15 protein-coding genes are annotated in these 16,500 nt (G+C 65.7%); 6 read left to right on the top strand and 9 right to left on the bottom strand.

What is annotated here, in order from left to right; genetic code table 11:
• Positions 1-17: 17 nt before the first annotated feature.
• The 8 genes from J8I26_RS14005 to J8I26_RS13970 form a co-directional block, all read right to left on the bottom strand.
• Positions 18-689 carry an ABC transporter permease subunit gene (locus tag J8I26_RS14005; RefSeq protein WP_209607719.1) on the bottom strand — a complete coding sequence of 224 codons (672 nt, stop codon included), beginning with the start codon at positions 687-689 and terminating at the stop codon, positions 18-20.
• Positions 690-739: 50 nt separating this feature from the next.
• Positions 740-1,483 carry an amino acid ABC transporter ATP-binding protein gene (locus J8I26_RS14000; RefSeq protein WP_245200330.1) on the bottom strand — a complete coding sequence of 248 codons (744 nt, stop codon included), beginning with the start codon at positions 1,481-1,483 and terminating at the stop codon, positions 740-742.
• Between the two features lie 85 nt (positions 1,484-1,568).
• Positions 1,569-2,447 carry a transporter substrate-binding domain-containing protein gene (locus J8I26_RS13995; RefSeq protein ID WP_209607718.1) on the bottom strand — a complete coding sequence of 293 codons (879 nt, stop codon included), beginning with the start codon at positions 2,445-2,447 and terminating at the stop codon, positions 1,569-1,571.
• A gap of 69 nt (positions 2,448-2,516) precedes the next feature.
• Positions 2,517-3,488, bottom strand: a complete 972-nt coding sequence (locus J8I26_RS13990; RefSeq protein ID WP_209607717.1) for an N-carbamoyl-D-amino-acid hydrolase — start codon at positions 3,486-3,488, stop codon at positions 2,517-2,519.
• On the bottom strand, positions 3,485-4,963 hold the full coding sequence (hydA, locus tag J8I26_RS13985; protein ID WP_209607716.1) for a dihydropyrimidinase: 1,479 nt from the start codon (positions 4,961-4,963) through the stop codon (positions 3,485-3,487). Before hydA ends, J8I26_RS13990 begins: the two co-directional genes overlap by 4 nt.
• Positions 4,964-4,986: 23 nt before the next feature.
• The gene (locus tag J8I26_RS13980; RefSeq protein WP_209607715.1) at positions 4,987-5,766 is read right to left on the bottom strand and encodes an SDR family oxidoreductase; all 780 of its coding nucleotides are present in this window, start codon (positions 5,764-5,766) and stop codon (positions 4,987-4,989) included.
• 13 nt (positions 5,767-5,779) lie between these two features.
• The gene (locus J8I26_RS13975) at positions 5,780-6,721 is read right to left on the bottom strand and encodes a dihydrodipicolinate synthase family protein (protein ID WP_209607850.1); all 942 of its coding nucleotides are present in this window, start codon (positions 6,719-6,721) and stop codon (positions 5,780-5,782) included.
• 169 nt (positions 6,722-6,890) lie between these two features.
• Complete coding sequence (locus tag J8I26_RS13970) at positions 6,891-7,835, bottom strand: LysR substrate-binding domain-containing protein (protein WP_209607714.1); 945 nt, start codon at positions 7,833-7,835, stop codon at positions 6,891-6,893.
• A gap of 111 nt (positions 7,836-7,946) precedes the next feature.
• Here J8I26_RS13970 and J8I26_RS13965 point away from each other — a divergent pair, with 111 nt between their 5' ends.
• The 6 genes from J8I26_RS13965 to J8I26_RS13940 all read left to right on the top strand — a co-directional run bounded on the left by J8I26_RS13965 (position 7,947) and on the right by J8I26_RS13940 (position 14,533).
• Entirely contained in the window at positions 7,947-8,639 is a 693-nt protein-coding gene (locus tag J8I26_RS13965) for an aspartate/glutamate racemase family protein (protein WP_209607713.1), read from the top strand.
• Between the two features lie 82 nt (positions 8,640-8,721).
• Positions 8,722-10,137: an FAD-binding oxidoreductase gene (locus J8I26_RS13960; protein ID WP_209607712.1), complete on the top strand. Its 1,416-nt coding sequence runs from the start codon at positions 8,722-8,724 to the stop codon at positions 10,135-10,137.
• A 51-nt stretch (positions 10,138-10,188) separates the two neighbouring features.
• Positions 10,189-11,235 carry a hydroxyacid dehydrogenase gene (locus J8I26_RS13955; RefSeq protein ID WP_245200328.1) on the top strand — a complete coding sequence of 349 codons (1,047 nt, stop codon included), beginning with the start codon at positions 10,189-10,191 and terminating at the stop codon, positions 11,233-11,235.
• Between the two features lie 87 nt (positions 11,236-11,322).
• Positions 11,323-12,246 carry a LysR family transcriptional regulator gene (locus tag J8I26_RS13950; protein ID WP_209607711.1) on the top strand — a complete coding sequence of 308 codons (924 nt, stop codon included), beginning with the start codon at positions 11,323-11,325 and terminating at the stop codon, positions 12,244-12,246.
• Between the two features lie 136 nt (positions 12,247-12,382).
• Positions 12,383-13,060, top strand: coding sequence for a DUF4286 family protein (locus J8I26_RS13945; protein WP_209607710.1), 678 nt, complete (start codon positions 12,383-12,385; stop codon positions 13,058-13,060).
• 153 nt (positions 13,061-13,213) lie between these two features.
• On the top strand, positions 13,214-14,533 hold the full coding sequence (locus tag J8I26_RS13940) for an MFS transporter (RefSeq protein ID WP_245200327.1): 1,320 nt from the start codon (positions 13,214-13,216) through the stop codon (positions 14,531-14,533).
• 119 nt (positions 14,534-14,652) lie between these two features.
• Here J8I26_RS13940 and lpdA read toward each other — a convergent pair whose 3' ends face one another.
• Positions 14,653-16,431, bottom strand: coding sequence for a dihydrolipoyl dehydrogenase (gene lpdA / locus J8I26_RS13935; protein WP_209607709.1), 1,779 nt, complete (start codon positions 16,429-16,431; stop codon positions 14,653-14,655).
• Positions 16,432-16,500: the final 69 nt, after the last annotated feature.

Raw genomic sequence — 16,500 nt, 5'->3', positions numbered from 1 at the left:
CTTTGCCTGTCTCTTGGTTATCGTTTCCAGCGCCAGCGTGTTTCCAGCCAGCGCGCAAACAGCACCACCGGGATGAAGATCACCAGATAGGCGGCCGCGCCCAGCATCAGCGGCGTCGGGTTGCCGGCGTTGCTGCTGGCGGCCTGCGCGGTGTTGAGGATTTCCGACAAGGCCACCACCGAGCCCAGCGCGGTGTTCTTGGTGATCGAGATGACGCGGTTGGTCAGCGCCGGCACGGCCATGCGCAGCGCCTGCGGCAATACCACCGAGGCCATCGCTTGTCGCCATGACAAGCCGGTCGAGCGCGCCGCCTCGGTCTGGCCGCGCGGCAACGCGACGATGCCGGCCCAGATGCTCTCCTCGGCATAGGCAGCCAGCACCAGCGTCAAGGCCAGCCAGGTAGCGGTGAAGGACGACATCGCCAGGTCGATATACGGAAAGGCAAAGAACAGCACGATGATGACGATCAGCGGCGGCAAGGCGCGCATGACGTCGGCGAAGGCCACTACCGCCAATGTGACTGCGCGCTGCCCGGTGGCGCGCAATACCGCCAGCGCCAGGCCCAGCAGCAGGCCGGCGGCGATCACCGCCAGGCTTAGCATGACCGTCACGCCCATGCCGCGCAGGATGTCCTGCCAGTAGCGGCCGGCGATCTCGGCGTTGAAGAAGGTGAAGATGAATTCCTGCATGCGATCCCCGAAATTTGCCGCGATGTTTTCCCCGAAGTTTTCTTCGATATTCAGGCGTGGCCTGCGTAACGCGCGACGAAGGCCTTGGTGCGCGCCTGCTGCGGGTTACCGAATATCTGCTCGGGCGCGCCCTCCTCCACGATCACGCCGCCGTCCATGAACACCACATGATCGGCCGCGGCGCGGGCGAAGGCCATCTCGTGCGTCACCACCAGCATGGTCATGCCGGCCTCGCGCAGCTCGCGCATGACCTGCAGCACGCTGCCCACCAGTTCCGGGTCGAGCGCGCTGGTGGGTTCGTCGAACAGCATCACCTTCGGTTCCAGCGCAATGCCGCGGGCGATGCCCACGCGCTGCTGCTGTCCGCCCGAGAGCTGGCCCGGATAGCTGGCCGCCTTCTCAGACATGCCCACTTGCTGCAGCGCGCGGCGCGCGCGCTTTTCCGCCTCTGCGTGCGAATGCCCTTGCACCTTTTTCAGCGCCAGCATCACATTGCCCAGCACCGTCATGTGGGGATAGAGATTGAACTGCTGGAACACCATGCCGATCTTCTGGCGCACCTCGTTCAGGTTCACGCGCGCATGCATGATGTCGGTGCCGTCCACCACGATCTGGCCGGCGCTGGGTTCTTCCAGCCGGTTGCAGCAGCGCAGCATGGTGCTCTTGCCCGAGCCCGAGGGGCCGATCACGCAGATCAGCTGGCCCTGGCGCACGCGCAGGTCGATGCCGCGCAGCACCGCGTTGCCTTCATAGGATTTGTGCAGGCCGACGATTTCCAGGATGGGGGCGTTCATAGGATCGGATAGCGAAATTCAGGTGACGAAACGAACCGCGGCCGGCTTGCTGCCCCGGCCGCGCAAAAAGGACAAATGCGCTGCCTCAGCTGCACTTGGGCGTCACCGGGGTCGGGTCGTAACCCTCCAGACCCGGCACGCCCTGGCCCACGCCGACCTTGACCACGGCGGCGTCCGGCGCCGGCGTGTAGCCGAACCACTTCTGGGCAATCTTGCCCAGCGTGCCGTCCTGCTTCATACACTTGAGGGCATTGCCGGCGGCGTCGCGCCCGGCCTTGTCGTCCAGGCGGAATGCCAGCGCCCACACCAGGCCGGTCTTCACGGTGTAGGTGGTCTGCACCGCCGGGTTCTGCTTGGCGGCCCAGGCGGCCACGGTGCTGCCGGCCAGGTTGGCATCGGCGCGGCCCGATTGCACTGCCTGCACGGCGTCGGCATTGTTGCCGTAGACGTCGTACTTGAAGCCGTACTTGGCGGCATTGTCATGCGCCCACATCTCATAGGCCGAACCCTTGTTGACCGAGACGGTCTTGCCCTTCAGTTCTTCCAGCGCCTTGATCGGCGTGCCGCCCTTCTTGATCACGAAGGTGTAGTCGGTATCGAGGTAGCCCTCGGTAAACAGCATGGCCTTGGCGCGCTCCGGCGTGGCCGTCACCGGCGCCAGCACGAAGTCATACTTCTTGGCGTTCAGGCCCGGCACCAGTCCGGAGAACTCGGTGCCCTCGATCTCGATCTTGCGACCCATCCGACGCGCCAGCTCTTCACCCAGGTCGATGTTGAAGCCCTGCAGGCCGCCGCCCAGCTTGACCATGGCATGCGGCGCGAAGGTGGCATCCACACCGGTACGCAACGGGCCGGAACCACCCTGGGCCGTGGCGGCGCCGGCGGCGAGCGACATGACGGCCGCGGCCGCCAGCATGGAACAGCTCATGGACAACTTGGACAGCTTGGGCTGGAACGGGAACATCGCATCACTCCTTGGTGTTGTTTGACTGACGTGGCTAACGGTATGGGCTTGCTTGTGACTCACTGGTGTTCAGGTCGACAGCTCGGACGGCGCCAGCGGCAGGCCGGCGCCGGTGCGTTCGACGATCAGGCGGTAGTGCTCGGGACGACGGTGCTTGGCGAAGTTGAAGACGTGCTGCAGGAAGGTTTCGCCCAGGCCGAGATCGCAGTTGGCGAAAATCACTTCATCCTCCTCGCCCTGCGCCTGCGCCACGATCTCGCCGGACGGCGCGACGATGGCCGAGCCGCCGATCATGTGGAAGCCATCCTCGAAGCCGCACTTGGCGGCGGCCGCCACCCACAGGCCGTTCTGGTAGGCATTGGCCTGCAGCGACAGCAGGTGGTGGAACATGCGCAGGTGCGGCGGCTCGTTCCAGTGGATGTTCCAGGACGGCGTGTTGTAGCCCAGCGCGACGATGCGCGCGCTCTGCAGGCTCATGACGCGATAGGTCTCGGGCCAGCGACGGTCGTTGCACAGGCACTGGCCGATGCGTGTGCCCAGCATGTCGGAGACGCCGAAGCCGTCGTTGCCGACCTCGAAGTACTTTTTCTCCAGATGCTGGAACGGTGCGTCCGGCTTGTGGTCGCTGTGGCCGGGCAGGTGCACCTTGCGATAGCGAGCCACGATCTTGGCGTTCTCGTCGACCAGGATCGAGGTGTTATAGCGATGGCCGTCCGCGGTCAGCTCGGCATAGCCGAGGTAAAAGCCGATCTTCAGCTGTGCGGCGAGATCGAACAGCACGCGCGTCTGCGGCCCCGGCATCTCGGCCTCGAAGAAGCGCGCATTGACCTCGGCCTCATCCTCCATCCAGTAACGCGGGAAGAAGGTGGTCAGCGCCAGCTCGGGGAACACCACCATCTTCGCGCCGCGCGCGGCCGCCTCGCGCATCATTTCCACCAGGCGCGCCACCACCGCGGCGCGCTCGTCGGCCAGGTGCACCGGGCCCATCTGCGCCACGGCCAGGCCGAAGCGATTGGGCTGCTGATTCTTCACTGCGTTCATTGCTGCTCCCATGCTTTTCCTTTCAGGCCGAGCAAGCCCGGCAAATGACTGCGCGCCGGACGGCGTGCGATGCTGGCCGGCTCCGGGCACTGGCGCTTGATGTAGCGCCCGGACCCGCGCTCCACTTTCAGCACGCCGTCCTGCACCACGATGCGGCCTCGGCTGGTCACCACTTCCGGCCAGCCCTTGATCTGTTTGCCTTCATACGGCGTGTAGCCGACGTTGTCGTGCAGCAGGTCGCTGCTGATGGTGGTCTCGCGTTGCGGGTTCCAGATCACCAGGTCGGCGTCCAGTCCTTCGGCGATGTTGCCCTTGCGATGCGACAGGCCGTACATGTGGGCGTGATTGGTGGCGCTCAGCTGCACGAATTCATGGATGTCGATGCGTCCGCCCAGCACGCCCTCTGAGAACAGCAGCGGCAGGCGCAGCTCAATGCCGGGCACGCCGTTGGCCATCTCCTTGAAGGTGGTGCTTTCACCGCGCGGCAGTTTGCCGCTTTCGTCGAAGCGATACGGCGCGTGGTCGGAGGAATACATGCCCAGCGTGCCGTCCTTGAGACCCGCCCACACCGCCTCCTGCGCATTGGCGTCGCGCGGCGGCGGGCTGCAGCAGTACTTGGCGCCTTCCACGCCCGGCAGGTCGATGTCTTCGGCGGTCAGGAACAGGTACTGCGGGCAGCTCTCGGCATAGATCTGCGCGCCCAGCAGCTTGGCGTTGCGAATGGTCTGCACCGTCTCCGCGCCGGCCACGTGCACGATCAGCACCGGCACCCCGATCAGGCGCGACAGCGCGATGGCACGGTTGCTGGCCTCGGCTTCGGCCAGCGGGTCGTGCGCCACTGCGTGGAACTTGGGCGCGGTGTGGCCCTGATCCAGCAGGCGCGAGGCCAGCCAGCGGATCATGTCGTGGTTCTCGGCGTGGATCATCACCAGCGCCCCTTCGCGGCCGGCCAGGGCCATCACGTCCAGCAGCTGGTAGTCGTCCAGCTTCAGGGCGTTGTAGGTCATGTAGACCTTGAGCGAGGTGATCCCGTCGCGGATCGCCTGCGGCAGGTCGTGCTGCAGCGCCTGCTCATCGGGGTCCGCCAGGATCAGGTGAAAGCCGTAGTCGATCACCGCCTTTTCACGGGCGCGCTGCGCGTAGTCGGCCACCACGTCGGGGATGCGGTTGCCGCGATGCTGGGCGGCAAAGGGGATGATGGTGGTGGTGCCGCCGAAGGCGGCCGACACCGTGCCGGAATAAAAATCGTCGGCGCACATCATGCCCATGCCGGACAACTGCTCGATGTGGCAATGGCTGTCGATGCCGCCCGGCAGCACCCAGCGCCCGGCGGCGTCGATGTCCTCGCGGCCGGCGGGAAGTCCGGGCGCGATCTTCACGATCACGCCGTCCTTCACGCCGATGTCGGCCATGAAGGTTTCCTTGTCGGTGGAGATGCGGCCGTTGCGGATGGTGAGGTCGAAATCGAAGTCCATGCGAAGTCCTGGAATGTTGGCTGCTAGAAGGTGCCCGGATAGGCGCCGCCGTCCATCAGCAGGTTTTGCCCGGTGACGAAGCCGGCCTGCGCGCTGCACAGCCAGGCGCAGGCATCGCCGAACTCGGCCGGGGTGCCGAAGCGGCCGGCCGGGTTGCCGGCGCGGCGCGCGGCGAGCGCTTCTTCCACGGTCTTGCCGGTGTCGCGCGCGGCGGCGGCCGCCGTGGCCAGCAGGCGGTCGGTTTCAAACGGCCCCGGCAGCAGGTTGTTGATGGTGACGTTGTGGCGCACGGTCTTGCGCGCCAGTCCGGCGACAAAACCGGTCAGGCCCGAACGCGCGCCGTTGGACAATCCCAGCACATCGATCGGCGCCTTCACCGCGCCCGAGGTGATGTTGACAATGCGGCCGAAGCCGCGCTTCATCATGCCGTCCACGGTGGCCTTGATCAGCTCGATGGGGGTGAGCATGTTGGCGTCCACCGCGGCGATCCAGTCTTCGCGCGACCACTCGCGGAAGTCGCCCGGCTTGGGGCCGCCGGCATTGGTCACCAGGATGTCCGGCGACGGACATACCGCCAGCGCCAGCGCGCGCCCCTCCGGCGTAGTGATGTCGCCGGCGACGGTGGTGATGGTGGCGCCGGTGGTGTCGCGAATATGCTGCGCGGCGGCTTCCAGCGCCTCCTTGCCGCGCGCGGTCATAGTCACGGCCACGCCTTCGCGCGCCAGTGACGCCGCACAGGCCAGCCCCAGTCCCTTGCTTGATGCACACACCAGTGCGCTGCGTCCGGCAATACCCAGATCCATGCTTTGCCCCCGCTTATTCGATGACCAGCGCGCCGCGCTGGTCCAGCGACAGGCCGACGCGGGCGATCACGGCTTCCAGCTCGCGCTCGGTCTCGGGGTCGATGCGCATGCCGGGCGAACGGATCGCATCGCTGCCGATCACGCCGCGCTTGCGGTAGACGTACTTGCGCAGCGACAGGCCGATCTTGGGCTGGAACTCATAGCGGATCAGCGGGCAATACTTGTCGAAGGTGGCGGCCGCGCCCGCCAGGTCGCCGGCGGCGAACTTGTCGTAGATGCGCACCAGGATTTCGGGGAAGGCAAACCCGGTCATGGTGCCGACCGCGCCGCGCTGCAGTTCCTCCAGGAAGTACACGCCGCCCAGGCCGCCGAAGATGCGCATGGACTCGCCGGCAAGGTCACGGATGCGGCTGATCTTCTGGCCCACCGGCGGCTCTTCCATCTTGATAAAGTTGACGCCGCCTTCGCGCCCCAGGCGGGCGATTACCTCGGCCTTGATTTCGGTGCCGAAGGAGTCGGGGAAATCGTGGATCACCACGGGAATCGACAGTGCTGCGGCCAGCGACTGGTAGTAGTCGAACTGCACGGCGTCGGAGGCATTGTCCAGCGGCGCGGCGAAGACTGCGGCGGCGCCGGCTTCAGCGGCCTCGGTGGCCTGCTCGATGGCGCCGGCCAGGCCCAGGGCGCGCACGCCCACCCACACCGGCACGCGCCCGGCGGCACACTTGACGAAGGTCGAGGTCACCGCGCGGCGCTCGGCGTTGGACAGCTTGTGCGCCTCGCCGAGGAAGCCGAGGATGGCCAGGCCGGAGACGCCGGCTTCGATCTGGAAATCGACCAGCGTGGCGATGCTGCCGAGGTCAATCGAGCCGTCGGCGTTGAACGGCGTGGGGCAGATGGTGTAGATGCCGCGGGCGGTGGCCAGCGAAGCTGCGGTCGAGGTCGACATAGTGATTCCGTGGACAAATGGGTGGAAGCGGCGGCACACCGATGTGGTCTGCCGGACAAGATGAAATTCATTGTCGTGGACGCGTTTGGTCCTGTCGCTTGCCTTTTTGTACGCACGCCATAACGTCTTGTTAAGCGCACCAGCACGCATCACCCGTCTGCCTGCATGCACCGTTTCAGGCCGCGCGCGCCTGCGGCGGCGCAGCAAGTCCGGCCGACGGCACGTAGCCTTGCGCATGCACGAGTTGGCGCAATTCCTCGATGAACGCCAGCGTCAGCTGCGACAGCGGCTCGGTACGCACGTGCACCATGTTGGCCCGCAGGATGGGTGCGCGCGCCACCGGCCGCACGACCATCTGGCTGCTGCCGGCCCAGCTGCGCACCGAGAATTCGTCCACCAGCGCCACCCCTGCGCCCATCTGCACCAGCGAACAGGCGTTCTGCGGCGAACCCACTTCCATGATGGGGCGCAGCGGTTCCTCTTCCGACTGATAAAAGTTGCCGACGATGCCGCCGAAGGGCGAATCGCGGTTGTAGGAGATCAACGGAAACGGCCGCAGATCGGCCAGCGTGAGTGTGCTGCGCCGCGTGAGCTCATGGTTGTAGGGCAGCACGCAGACCACGCGGTTGCTGCATAGCGGCGCCACTTCCAGGCTGGGATGCTCCATCGGCAGGATGATGATGCCGAGGTCGGCCTGGCGCGACAGCAGGCGGTCCTTCAGGTAGCCGTAGTTGAGGCAATGGAAGGTCAGCTTGACGTCCGGATGGCGATTGCGAAACAGCGCAATAGCCTGCGGGATCAGCATCTGCCCGATGCTGGGACTGGAGACGATGTTGAGAATGCCGCTGCGGTTTTCAGACAGATCGGTGGCCAGCTCGTTGACCCGCTGCACCGCCTGGTAGACATGTTCCACTTCGTGGAACAGTTTCTTGGCCTCCGGCGTGGCGTATAACCGCCCCTTGATGCGCTCGAACAGCGCAAAGCCGACGCGCTGCTCGGTGTGCGACAGCAGGCGGCTCACCGCCGGCTGCGACACGAACAGCAATTGTGATGCGCCGCTGATGGAGCCGGTGGTCATCACCGCGCGGAACACTTCGATCTGACGCAGGTTCAGTGCCATAAGTCCTCGCCATGCATAACAGGATGTTAAGGGGAACCGACAAATGAGCAAGGAGCATGCCCATCGCGCTGGGTTACAGTCCTTGCATCCGTTCTACCACGAAAGCCGACCATGCCCCCTGCCTCTTCCCTGCCCGACGGCCAGACCATCTTCGTGATCAACCCCAACAGCACGGCCGCCGTCACGCGCGGCATCGATGCCGCGATGGCGCCGCTGCGCATGGCCGGCGGCCCTGCCATCGAGTGCTTGTCGCTGCAGTCCGGTCCGCCCGGCATCCAGACCCAGCAGGACGTCGACGCGGTGGCGCCGCAACTGGTGTCGCTGGCGACATCGTTACGCGCGCGCGCAGCCGCCTTCGTGGTGGCCTGCTTCTCGGACCCTGGGCTCCACGCGGTGCGCGAGGCGGTCGACGTGCCGGTGCTGGGCATCATGGAAAGCGGCGTGCTGACCGCGCTCACGCTGGGCCAGCGTTTCGGCGTGATCGCCATTCTCAAGGGCTCGATTCCTCGCCACCTGCGCGCCTATGGCGCCATGGGCGTGGAGTCGCGCCTGGCCGGCGAACTGGCGATCGGCCTGAACGTGACCGAGCTGGCGCAGTACGAGCGCACGCTGGCGCGCATGACCGAAGTGGGTCGCCGCCTGCGCGACGAGAAAGGCGCCGACGTGATCGTCATGGGCTGCGCCGGCATGGCGCTCTACCGCGAACCGCTGCAAGAGGCGCTGGGCATCCCCGTGGTGGAGCCGAGCCAGGCCGCCGCCGCGATGGCCATCGGCCGCGTGCGGATGAACTGGCACGGTGCCTGATAGTCGGGCCCTGGAGATAAGTCACCCCGCTGCAATCCCGACAAGCGATGCGGCAAATACGGCAACACGGAGCAATACGGAAATGAGCGAGAACACCAAGGAACTGATCGCGCAGCTGCGCGCCATCGTCGGCGACGCCGGCCTGGTCACCGATGCAGAACAACAGGCGCCCTACCTAAAGGATTGGCTGGGCAAATGGGAAGGCCGGGTCAGCGTGGTGGTGCGCCCGGCCGATACGGCGCAGACCGCCGAGGTGGTGCGGCTGTGCCACCTGACCCACACGCCCATCGTCACCCAGGGCGGCAACACCGGCATGAGCGGCGGCGCCACGCCGGACGACAGCGGCGCGCAGGTGATCCTCTCCACCACGCGCATGAACCGCATCCGCGATGTGGATCCCATCAACAACACCATGACGGTGGACGCCGGCGTGATCCTGGCGCACGCGCAGGACGCCGCCCGCGACGTCGGCCGCTACTTCCCGCTGAGCCTGGGTGCCGAAGGCAGCTGCACGGTGGGCGGCAATCTCGCCACCAACGCCGGCGGCATCGCCGTGCTGCGCTTTGGCAATATGCGCGAGCTGGCGCTGGGGCTGGAAGTGGTGCTGCCCGACGGTCGCATCTGGAACGGCTTGCGCGGCCTGCGCAAGGACAACACCGGCTACGACCTGCGCGACCTGTTCATCGGTTCGGAAGGCACGCTGGGCGTGATCACCGGCGCCGTGCTCAAGCTCTTCTCGCAACCGCATGCGCGCGCCACGGCCTGGGTCGGCGCCGACTCGCTGGCGCAACTGGCCGAACTGCTGGCGCGCACGCGCGCGCGTTGCGGCGACCGCCTGGTGGCGTTCGAGATGATGTCGGCCGCCTCGCTGGCACTGGTGCTGCAGCACGTGGCCGACACGCGCGCGCCGCTGGCGCAGCCGGCCGCCTTCAATGCATTGATCGAACTGGCCGACACCGAAGACACCGGCCTGCAAGGCATGCTGGAAGAAGTGCTGGGCCAGGCGCTGGAAGAGGAACTGGTGTGCGACGCCATGTTTTGCACCAGCGGCACGCAATCGACCGCACTGTGGAAAATCCGCGAGGGCATTTCACAGGCGCAGGTGCGCGCCGGCAAGGTGATCAAGCACGACATCGCGCTGCCCATCTCGGCCATCGCGCCCTTCGTCGCGCGCGCCGAGGCGGCCATCGCCGGCTGCGGGCTGGCGACCGAGGTCATCAACTTCGGCCATCTGGGCGACGGCAACCTGCACTTCAACGTGATGATCCCGCTCAGCGCCTCCTACGATGAAGTGAAGCAGGCCACGCTGCTGCTGAACCGGCTGGTGCACGACCTGGTCACCGAGATGAGCGGCAGCATCAGCGCCGAGCATGGCGTGGGCCAGCTGCGCCGCGATGAATTGCGGCACTACAAGGCGCCCGTGGAGATGGAACTGATGCTGCGCATCAAGCAGGCATTCGACCCCAACCTGATCATGAATCCGGGCAAGCTGGTCTGAGTCCGCACTGCGGCTTGCCGGCTTCACCGGCCGATCCGGCTGGAACGCATCATGCTTTCCATCTTGCGCGCCGTCCTCCGGACACCGGGACGGCGCGTTTTTTATTGGAAAGGACACTTCACCATGGCGCTGTGCGTGATCGCCCAACCCATTCACCCGATCGGCGCGCAACTGCTGCGCGCGGCCGGCATCGACGTGCTGCAATCGGCCGGCCCGGCTGCGCTGGACCATGAAGTAGCCGACGCCGACGCCGCCATCGTTCGCGACGGCCTCAATGCCGGTCAGCTCGACGGTGCACGACGCCTGCTGCTGGAGGCCAACCACGGCACCGGCACCGACAAGATCGACGTCGCCCACGCCCATCGCCTCGGTATTGCAGTCAGCAATACCCCACTGGCCAATGTGCGCGCCGTGGCCGAGCATACCCTGCACCTGATGCTGGCCGCCGCGCACCAGGCGGTGGCGGCCGACGCGGCAGCCCGCGCCGGCAACTGGCGCTTCAAGTACGAGGGCCGCACGGTCTCGTTGTATGGCAAGACGCTGGGTATCGTCGGCTTCGGCCGTATCGGCGAGCTGCTGTGCGGCATGGCCGGCCAAGGGCTGGGCATGCGCGTGCTGGTGTGGTCGCCGCGCGCCGATGCCGCGCACATCCGCAGCTTTGGCGCGCAGGTGGCGGACTCGTTCGGGCAGTTGCTGCAACAAGCCGACGTGCTCAGCCTGCACCGGCCGCTACGTCCTGATACCGCCCACACCATCAACGTCGCGACACTGGCTCAGATGAAGACCGACGCCATCATCGTCAACACCTCGCGCGGCGGGCTGATCGACGAGGCTGCGCTGGTCGAGGCCTTGCGCGCCGGTCGCATCGGCGGCGCAGGGCTGGACGTGTTCGCGCAAGAGCCGCTGGCCGCGTCCTCGCCGCTGGCGGCCTTGCCCAACGTGGTGCTGTCGCCGCATATTGCCGGCTCCTCGCAGGAGGCCCTGCACGCGACGGCCAGCCAGTGCGCCGCGCAAGTGATCGCGGTCTTGTCGGGCAAGCAGCCGGAAAACCTGCTGGACGCTTCGGTGTGGGGACGGCGCAGGTTCGCAAACGGATAATGGGCCCATGCCGGGAAAATGAAGCTTGATACAATTTCACGCTTCATCCCGGTCACGGCCTATTCACCCGACACAGCAGACGCCATCATGAATATCCGGTTCCTGGAAGCCTTCGTCTGGGCTGCCCGCCTCGGTAGTTTCCGCACCGCGGCCGAACGCCTGAATATCACGCAGGCGGCGGTTTCGAATCGCATTGCTTCGCTTGAAGAAGATTTCGGCTCGCGCCTGTTCGATCGCGACACACGCGAGATCCGCCTGACCTTCGCCGGCCGTCGCATGCTGAGCTACGCCGAACGCATGCTGGATCTCAACCTGGAAATGATGTCCGCCAGCCGCGCCTCCAACAATGTGTTCGGCGTGGTGCGCATCGGGGTCATCGAAACCATCGTCCATACCTGGCTCAGCGACTTTCTGCAGCGGATGCAGGAGCTCTATCCGGCCATCGAAATCCAGCTGACCTCGGAGTCGACCTTGCGCCTGCACTCGCAGATGCGCAACGGCGAACTGGATATCGCCTTGCAGACCGACCTGGTGATCGGCGAAGGCATCCGCAATACCGCCAGCGGCTCCATCGCCATGGGCTGGGTCGGGCGCAGCGCCGACTGGTCGTCCAGGCGGGGCCCGCTGACGGTGGCCGAACTGGCGCAGCATCCCATCGTCACGATGAACAAGGGATCGCAACCGCATATTGCGCTCAAGGAATTATGCAAGGCCGAAGGCGTCAACACGCCGCGGGTGCATTGCGTCAGTTCGATTTCGGCGATCGTGCGGCTGGTGCGCTGCGGCTTCGGCATCGCGGTGTTGCCGCTGGCGCCTGCGCGCGAGGAAATCGATTCGGGCGAACTCTCCATCATCCCTTGCGCCGGCCACCTGATGCCGCAACGGCTGGTGGTCAGCTACCATGCCGACGCCACCACCGAAGCCATCCAGCTGGTAGCGGCCCTGGCCTGCCAGGAAGCGGCGCGCTTTACGGTGGGGCTGGAGGCGCCGTTCGGCTTTGAAGCCGGCTGAGCTGACGTGCTGCCGGCCTGGCGACCTCCTGCCGGGCTCAGTAAAAGTTATCAGTCGCGATAAGAATTATCCGTTTGTCACTGCAAATCGCGATCTCTATTCTTGGATCTCAACCCCTCATTCAAGAATGGACATCATGCAAGCACACACCCGCCGCGACCTGCCCGGCATCCTGTTTGTCTGGACCGACGTCGATCCTGCTCACGAGCAGGATTTCAACCAGTGGTATGACCGTGAGCACGTGCAAGAGCGCGTGGCGTTGCCGGGTTTCGTGTCCGGCGTGCGTTACCGGAGCGAACACGGACCGCGCCGCTATCTGGGCCTGTATCGCACCACCTCGCTGGACGCCTTCAAGACGCCGGCCTACTTTCAGGCGTTTCGCCATCAGACGCCGTGGTCGGTCGCCAACCTGGCGCGCATGCACAACCCCATGCGCCGCGTCTGCACCATCAGCGCTGAGACCGGCGCCGGACGCGGCGCCTGGCTGGCGGTGCTGCGCCTGGGGAACCGGCAGCAAGCGCACCAGCTCGACGCATTGAGTACGACGCTGGGCAAGCGCCTGCTGGAGGTCGACGGCGTCCTGTCTTCGCGCCTGCTGACGCCGGACCAGGAGCTGTCGTCACCCTTGCCGGCGGAAAGCACGGAAGGCCGTCTGCTCGATCCCCTGTTCCTCATCGATGCGTCTTCGCAGCAGGCGGCTGAAGCCGCCGCCGAGGCGGCAGCGCGTGCCTTCACGCTGCAGCCCGCAGACATGGCCATATTGCGCTTCTCATGGCAGCTGTTGGAACAGGATCTGCTTGAGCAAGCGGCCTGAAGACAGCATCCGGCGCCGCCGGCAATCGCTCCGTCCGATCCGGGCGGGGAAATCTCAAGCGGCACGCCTGACACGACAACGACATCCAATCCGTGCGTAACGGCGGCTTGCGCGCCGTCGTCACGCACTTTCAAAGTTCAAGAGGGGAACACCATGAGCCAAACCGCCGCAATCGCTACGCAGGACCGAAGCTCCTCAAGCAACAGCCAGAGCACCAAGCGGCTTTCGACCGCCAGCATGGTCGGCACCACGCTGGAGTGGTACGACTTCACCGTCTACAACACCATGGCGGCGCTGATCTTCAACCATATCTTCTTTCCATCCTTCGATCCGCTGTCCGGCACGATTCTGGCGTTCTCCACGTATGCGGTCGGCTATGTGTCGCGCCCGGTGGGCGGCGTCATCTTCGGCCATCTGGGCGACAAACTGGGGCGCCGGTTCGTGCTGGTCGCGACGCTGCTGCTGATGGGCCTGACGACCGGCCTGATGGGCTTGTTGCCGACCTATGCATCAATCGGCATCTGGAGTCCGATCATGCTGGTGGCGCTGCGCTTCGTACAAGGCGTGGCACTGGGCGGTGAATGGGCCGGGGCGGTGTTGATTTCCGTGGAGCACGGCGCGCAGGACAAGCGCGGCAGAAATGCGTCGTGGACGCAAGTCGGCCCCTCGTTCGGCACCCTGCTGGCAACCGGTTTCATTGCTGCGATCACCTACCTGATGCCAACCGAGCAGTTCCTCGACTGGGGCTGGAGAATTCCTTTCCTGGCCAGCCTGCTGCTGGTGGGCTTCGGTTTCTGGATCCGCAGCGGGGTCGATGAAACACCTCAGTTCAAGGAGCTGGAAGCCAGCCACAGCAAGGCCGAAACGCCTGTGGCCGACGTCTTGCGCGGCTACTGGAAGCGGCTCCTGATCGCCGGCGGCGTACGCATCGGCTCGGATGTGTTGTACGCGCTGGTGGTGGTATTCACACTGACCTATGTCACTACGGTGCTGAACCTGCCGCGTCCGCTGGCGCTGACGGCCATCATGATCGGCACTGCCTGCAATGCGCTGAGCGTGCCGCTTTTCGGCGCCCTGTCCGATCGCATCGGCCGCCGTCCGGTGTATGGCATTGGCGTGGTGCTGGCGATGATCTGGGCCTTCATGTTCTTCCTGCTGCTTGACAGCAGCCAACCGGCGCTGATTATGGCGGCAGTGGTCGGCGGCCTGATCATTCACGCAATCATGTACGGCCCGCAGGCGGCGTTCGTGACCGAGCAATTCCCGACGCGTGTGCGCTATGCCGGCTCCTCTCTGGCCTATACGCTGGCCGGCATCGTGGGCGGCGGTTTTGCGCCGCTGATCATTGCCAGCCTGTTCCGCTCGTATCAGTCGACCCTGGCCATTTCTCTGTATCTGGTCGCCGCACTGTCACTGACCGGCATGGCCTTGCTGGCCGCGCGGGAGACAGGCAAGTCGCCGCTGGAAGAATAAGCAATCTGGTATTGCTCCTGAAGATTTCTTGTTGCTTCCCAGCGGCAGCTGCTGCAGACATAAAAAAACGACCCGGCGCCGCAGCGGCCGGGTCGTTCTTTTTGCAGCTACCGCTACGCTTACTTCTTGCGTTGCGGCGGCAGGTCGGTGCAATGGCCTTCGGCCACTTCAGCTGCCATGCCGAGCGACTCGCCCAGCGTCGGGTGCGGGTGGATGGTCTTGCCGATATCCACCGCATCTGCGCCCATCTCGATGGCCAGCGCCACTTCGCCGATCATGTCGCCGGCGTGCGTGCCGACGATGCCGCCGCCGATCACGCGATGCGTCTCTGCGTCGAACAGCAGCTTGGTGAAGCCTTCCGAGCGGCCGTTTGCCACGGCGCGACCGGAGGCGGCCCACGGGAAGTGGCCCTTCTCGATCTTGATGCCCTTGGCCTTGGCTTCGTCTTCGGTGATGCCGACCCACGCCACTTCCGGATCGGTGTAGGCCACCGACGGGATCACGCTGGCGTCGAAGAAGCTCTTCTCGCCGGCGATCGCTTCGGCGGCGACGTGGCCTTCATGCACGGCCTTGTGCGCCAGCATCGGCTGGCCCACCAGGTCGCCGATGGCGAAGATGTGCGGCACGTTGGTGCGCATCTGCTTGTCGACCGGGATGAAGCCGCGCTCGCCGACGATCACGCCGGCCTTGTCGGCCGACACCTTCTTGCCGTTCGGGCTGCGGCCCACGGCCACCAACACCAGGTCGTACAGTTGCGGTTCCGGCGCCTTGGCGCCGGCTTCGGCCGCCTCGAAGGTGACCTTGATGCCTTCGGCCAGCGCTTCCACGGCCACCGTCTTGGTCTTGACCATAACGTTGTCGAAGCGCTTCTCGTTGAACTTCTGCCAGACCTTGACCATGTCGCGGTCGGCGCCTTGCATCAGGCCGTCCATCATCTCGACCACGTCGATGCGTGCGCCCAGGGTGGAATAGACGGTGGCCATTTCCAGGCCGATGATGCCGCCGCCGATGACCAGCATGCGCTTGGGCACCTGGCGCAGCTCCAGCGCGCCGGTGGAGTCGACGATGCGCGGATCCTGCGGCACGAACGGCAGGTTCACCACAGACGAACCGGCGGCGATGATGGCGTGCTTGAACTGCACCACCTTCTTGCTGCCGTCGGCGGCCTTCACTTCGATATGGTTGGGGCCGGCGAACTGGCCGTTGCCGTTCACCACCTGCACCTTGCGCGCCTTGGCCATGCCGGCCAGACCGCCGGTCATGGTGCCGATGACCTTGTCCTTGTAGCCGCGCAGCTTGTCGATGTCGATCTCCGGCTTGCCGAAGGTGACGCCGTGCGAGGCCATGGCGGCGGTCTCGTCAATCACGGCGGCCACGTGCAGCAGCGCCTTGGACGGGATGCAGCCGACGTTCAGGCAGACGCCGCCCAGCGTGGCTTCCTGCTCGACGATGACGGTGTTCAGGCCGAGGTCGGCGGCGCGGAAGGCGGCCGAGTAGCCGCCGGGGCCACCGCCCAGCACCATCACGTCGCACTGCACGTCAGCGCTGCCGCCGAAGCTGGCCGCGGCCGGTGCTGCAGCCGGGGCTGCAGGCGCTGCTGCCGGAGCCGGCGCAGCGGCGGCCGGCGCGGGCGCTGCGGCAGCAGGAGCCGCGGCGGCGCCGGCGGCTTCCACCATCAGCAGCACGCTGCCTTCGGCGACCTTGTCGCCGACCTTGATCTTGATTTCCTTGACCACGCCTGCGGTGGACGAAGGGATTTCCATGCTGGCCTTGTCGGACTCGACGGTGATCAGCGACTGGTCGACCTTGATCGTGTCGCCCACCTTGACCATCACCTCGATGACTTCCACTTCCTTGAAGTCGCCGATATCGGGGACTTTGACTTCGCTAAGACTCATAGTCTTGACTCCGTAATATTCTGTTGTTCGCCGCGCCGCCCGGCCTCAGCCGAAGCGGCGCTCGCCATT

Origin of the sequence: Herbaspirillum sp. LeCh32-8, assembly GCF_017814915.1 — a bacterium.
Classification (GTDB): domain Bacteria; phylum Pseudomonadota; class Gammaproteobacteria; order Burkholderiales; family Burkholderiaceae_D; genus Herbaspirillum.
Note: the sequence above shows the minus strand (reverse complement) of the source record. Positions and strands in the feature narration are given on the sequence as shown.

What these genes read in the sequence shown, in the direction of transcription:
- J8I26_RS14005 (WP_209607719.1), bottom strand. Translation starts at nt 689, where the DNA reads ATGCAGGAATTCATCTTCACCTTCTTCAACGCCGAGATCGCCGGCCGC.
- J8I26_RS14000 (WP_245200330.1), bottom strand. Translation starts at nt 1,483, where the DNA reads ATGAACGCCCCCATCCTGGAAATCGTCGGCCTGCACAAATCCTATGAA.
- J8I26_RS13995 (WP_209607718.1), bottom strand. Translation starts at nt 2,447, where the DNA reads ATGTTCCCGTTCCAGCCCAAGCTGTCCAAGTTGTCCATGAGCTGTTCC.
- J8I26_RS13990 (WP_209607717.1), bottom strand. Translation starts at nt 3,488, where the DNA reads ATGAACGCAGTGAAGAATCAGCAGCCCAATCGCTTCGGCCTGGCCGTG.
- hydA (WP_209607716.1), bottom strand. Translation starts at nt 4,963, where the DNA reads ATGGACTTCGATTTCGACCTCACCATCCGCAACGGCCGCATCTCCACC.
- J8I26_RS13980 (WP_209607715.1), bottom strand. Translation starts at nt 5,766, where the DNA reads ATGGATCTGGGTATTGCCGGACGCAGCGCACTGGTGTGTGCATCAAGC.
- J8I26_RS13970 (WP_209607714.1), bottom strand. Translation starts at nt 7,835, where the DNA reads ATGGCACTGAACCTGCGTCAGATCGAAGTGTTCCGCGCGGTGATGACC.
- J8I26_RS13965 (WP_209607713.1), top strand. Translation starts at nt 7,947, where the DNA reads ATGCCCCCTGCCTCTTCCCTGCCCGACGGCCAGACCATCTTCGTGATC.
- J8I26_RS13960 (WP_209607712.1), top strand. Translation starts at nt 8,722, where the DNA reads ATGAGCGAGAACACCAAGGAACTGATCGCGCAGCTGCGCGCCATCGTC.
- J8I26_RS13955 (WP_245200328.1), top strand. Translation starts at nt 10,189, where the DNA reads ATGCTTTCCATCTTGCGCGCCGTCCTCCGGACACCGGGACGGCGCGTT.
- J8I26_RS13950 (WP_209607711.1), top strand. Translation starts at nt 11,323, where the DNA reads ATGAATATCCGGTTCCTGGAAGCCTTCGTCTGGGCTGCCCGCCTCGGT.
- J8I26_RS13945 (WP_209607710.1), top strand. Translation starts at nt 12,383, where the DNA reads ATGCAAGCACACACCCGCCGCGACCTGCCCGGCATCCTGTTTGTCTGG.
- J8I26_RS13940 (WP_245200327.1), top strand. Translation starts at nt 13,214, where the DNA reads ATGAGCCAAACCGCCGCAATCGCTACGCAGGACCGAAGCTCCTCAAGC.
- lpdA (WP_209607709.1), bottom strand. Translation starts at nt 16,431, where the DNA reads ATGAGTCTTAGCGAAGTCAAAGTCCCCGATATCGGCGACTTCAAGGAA.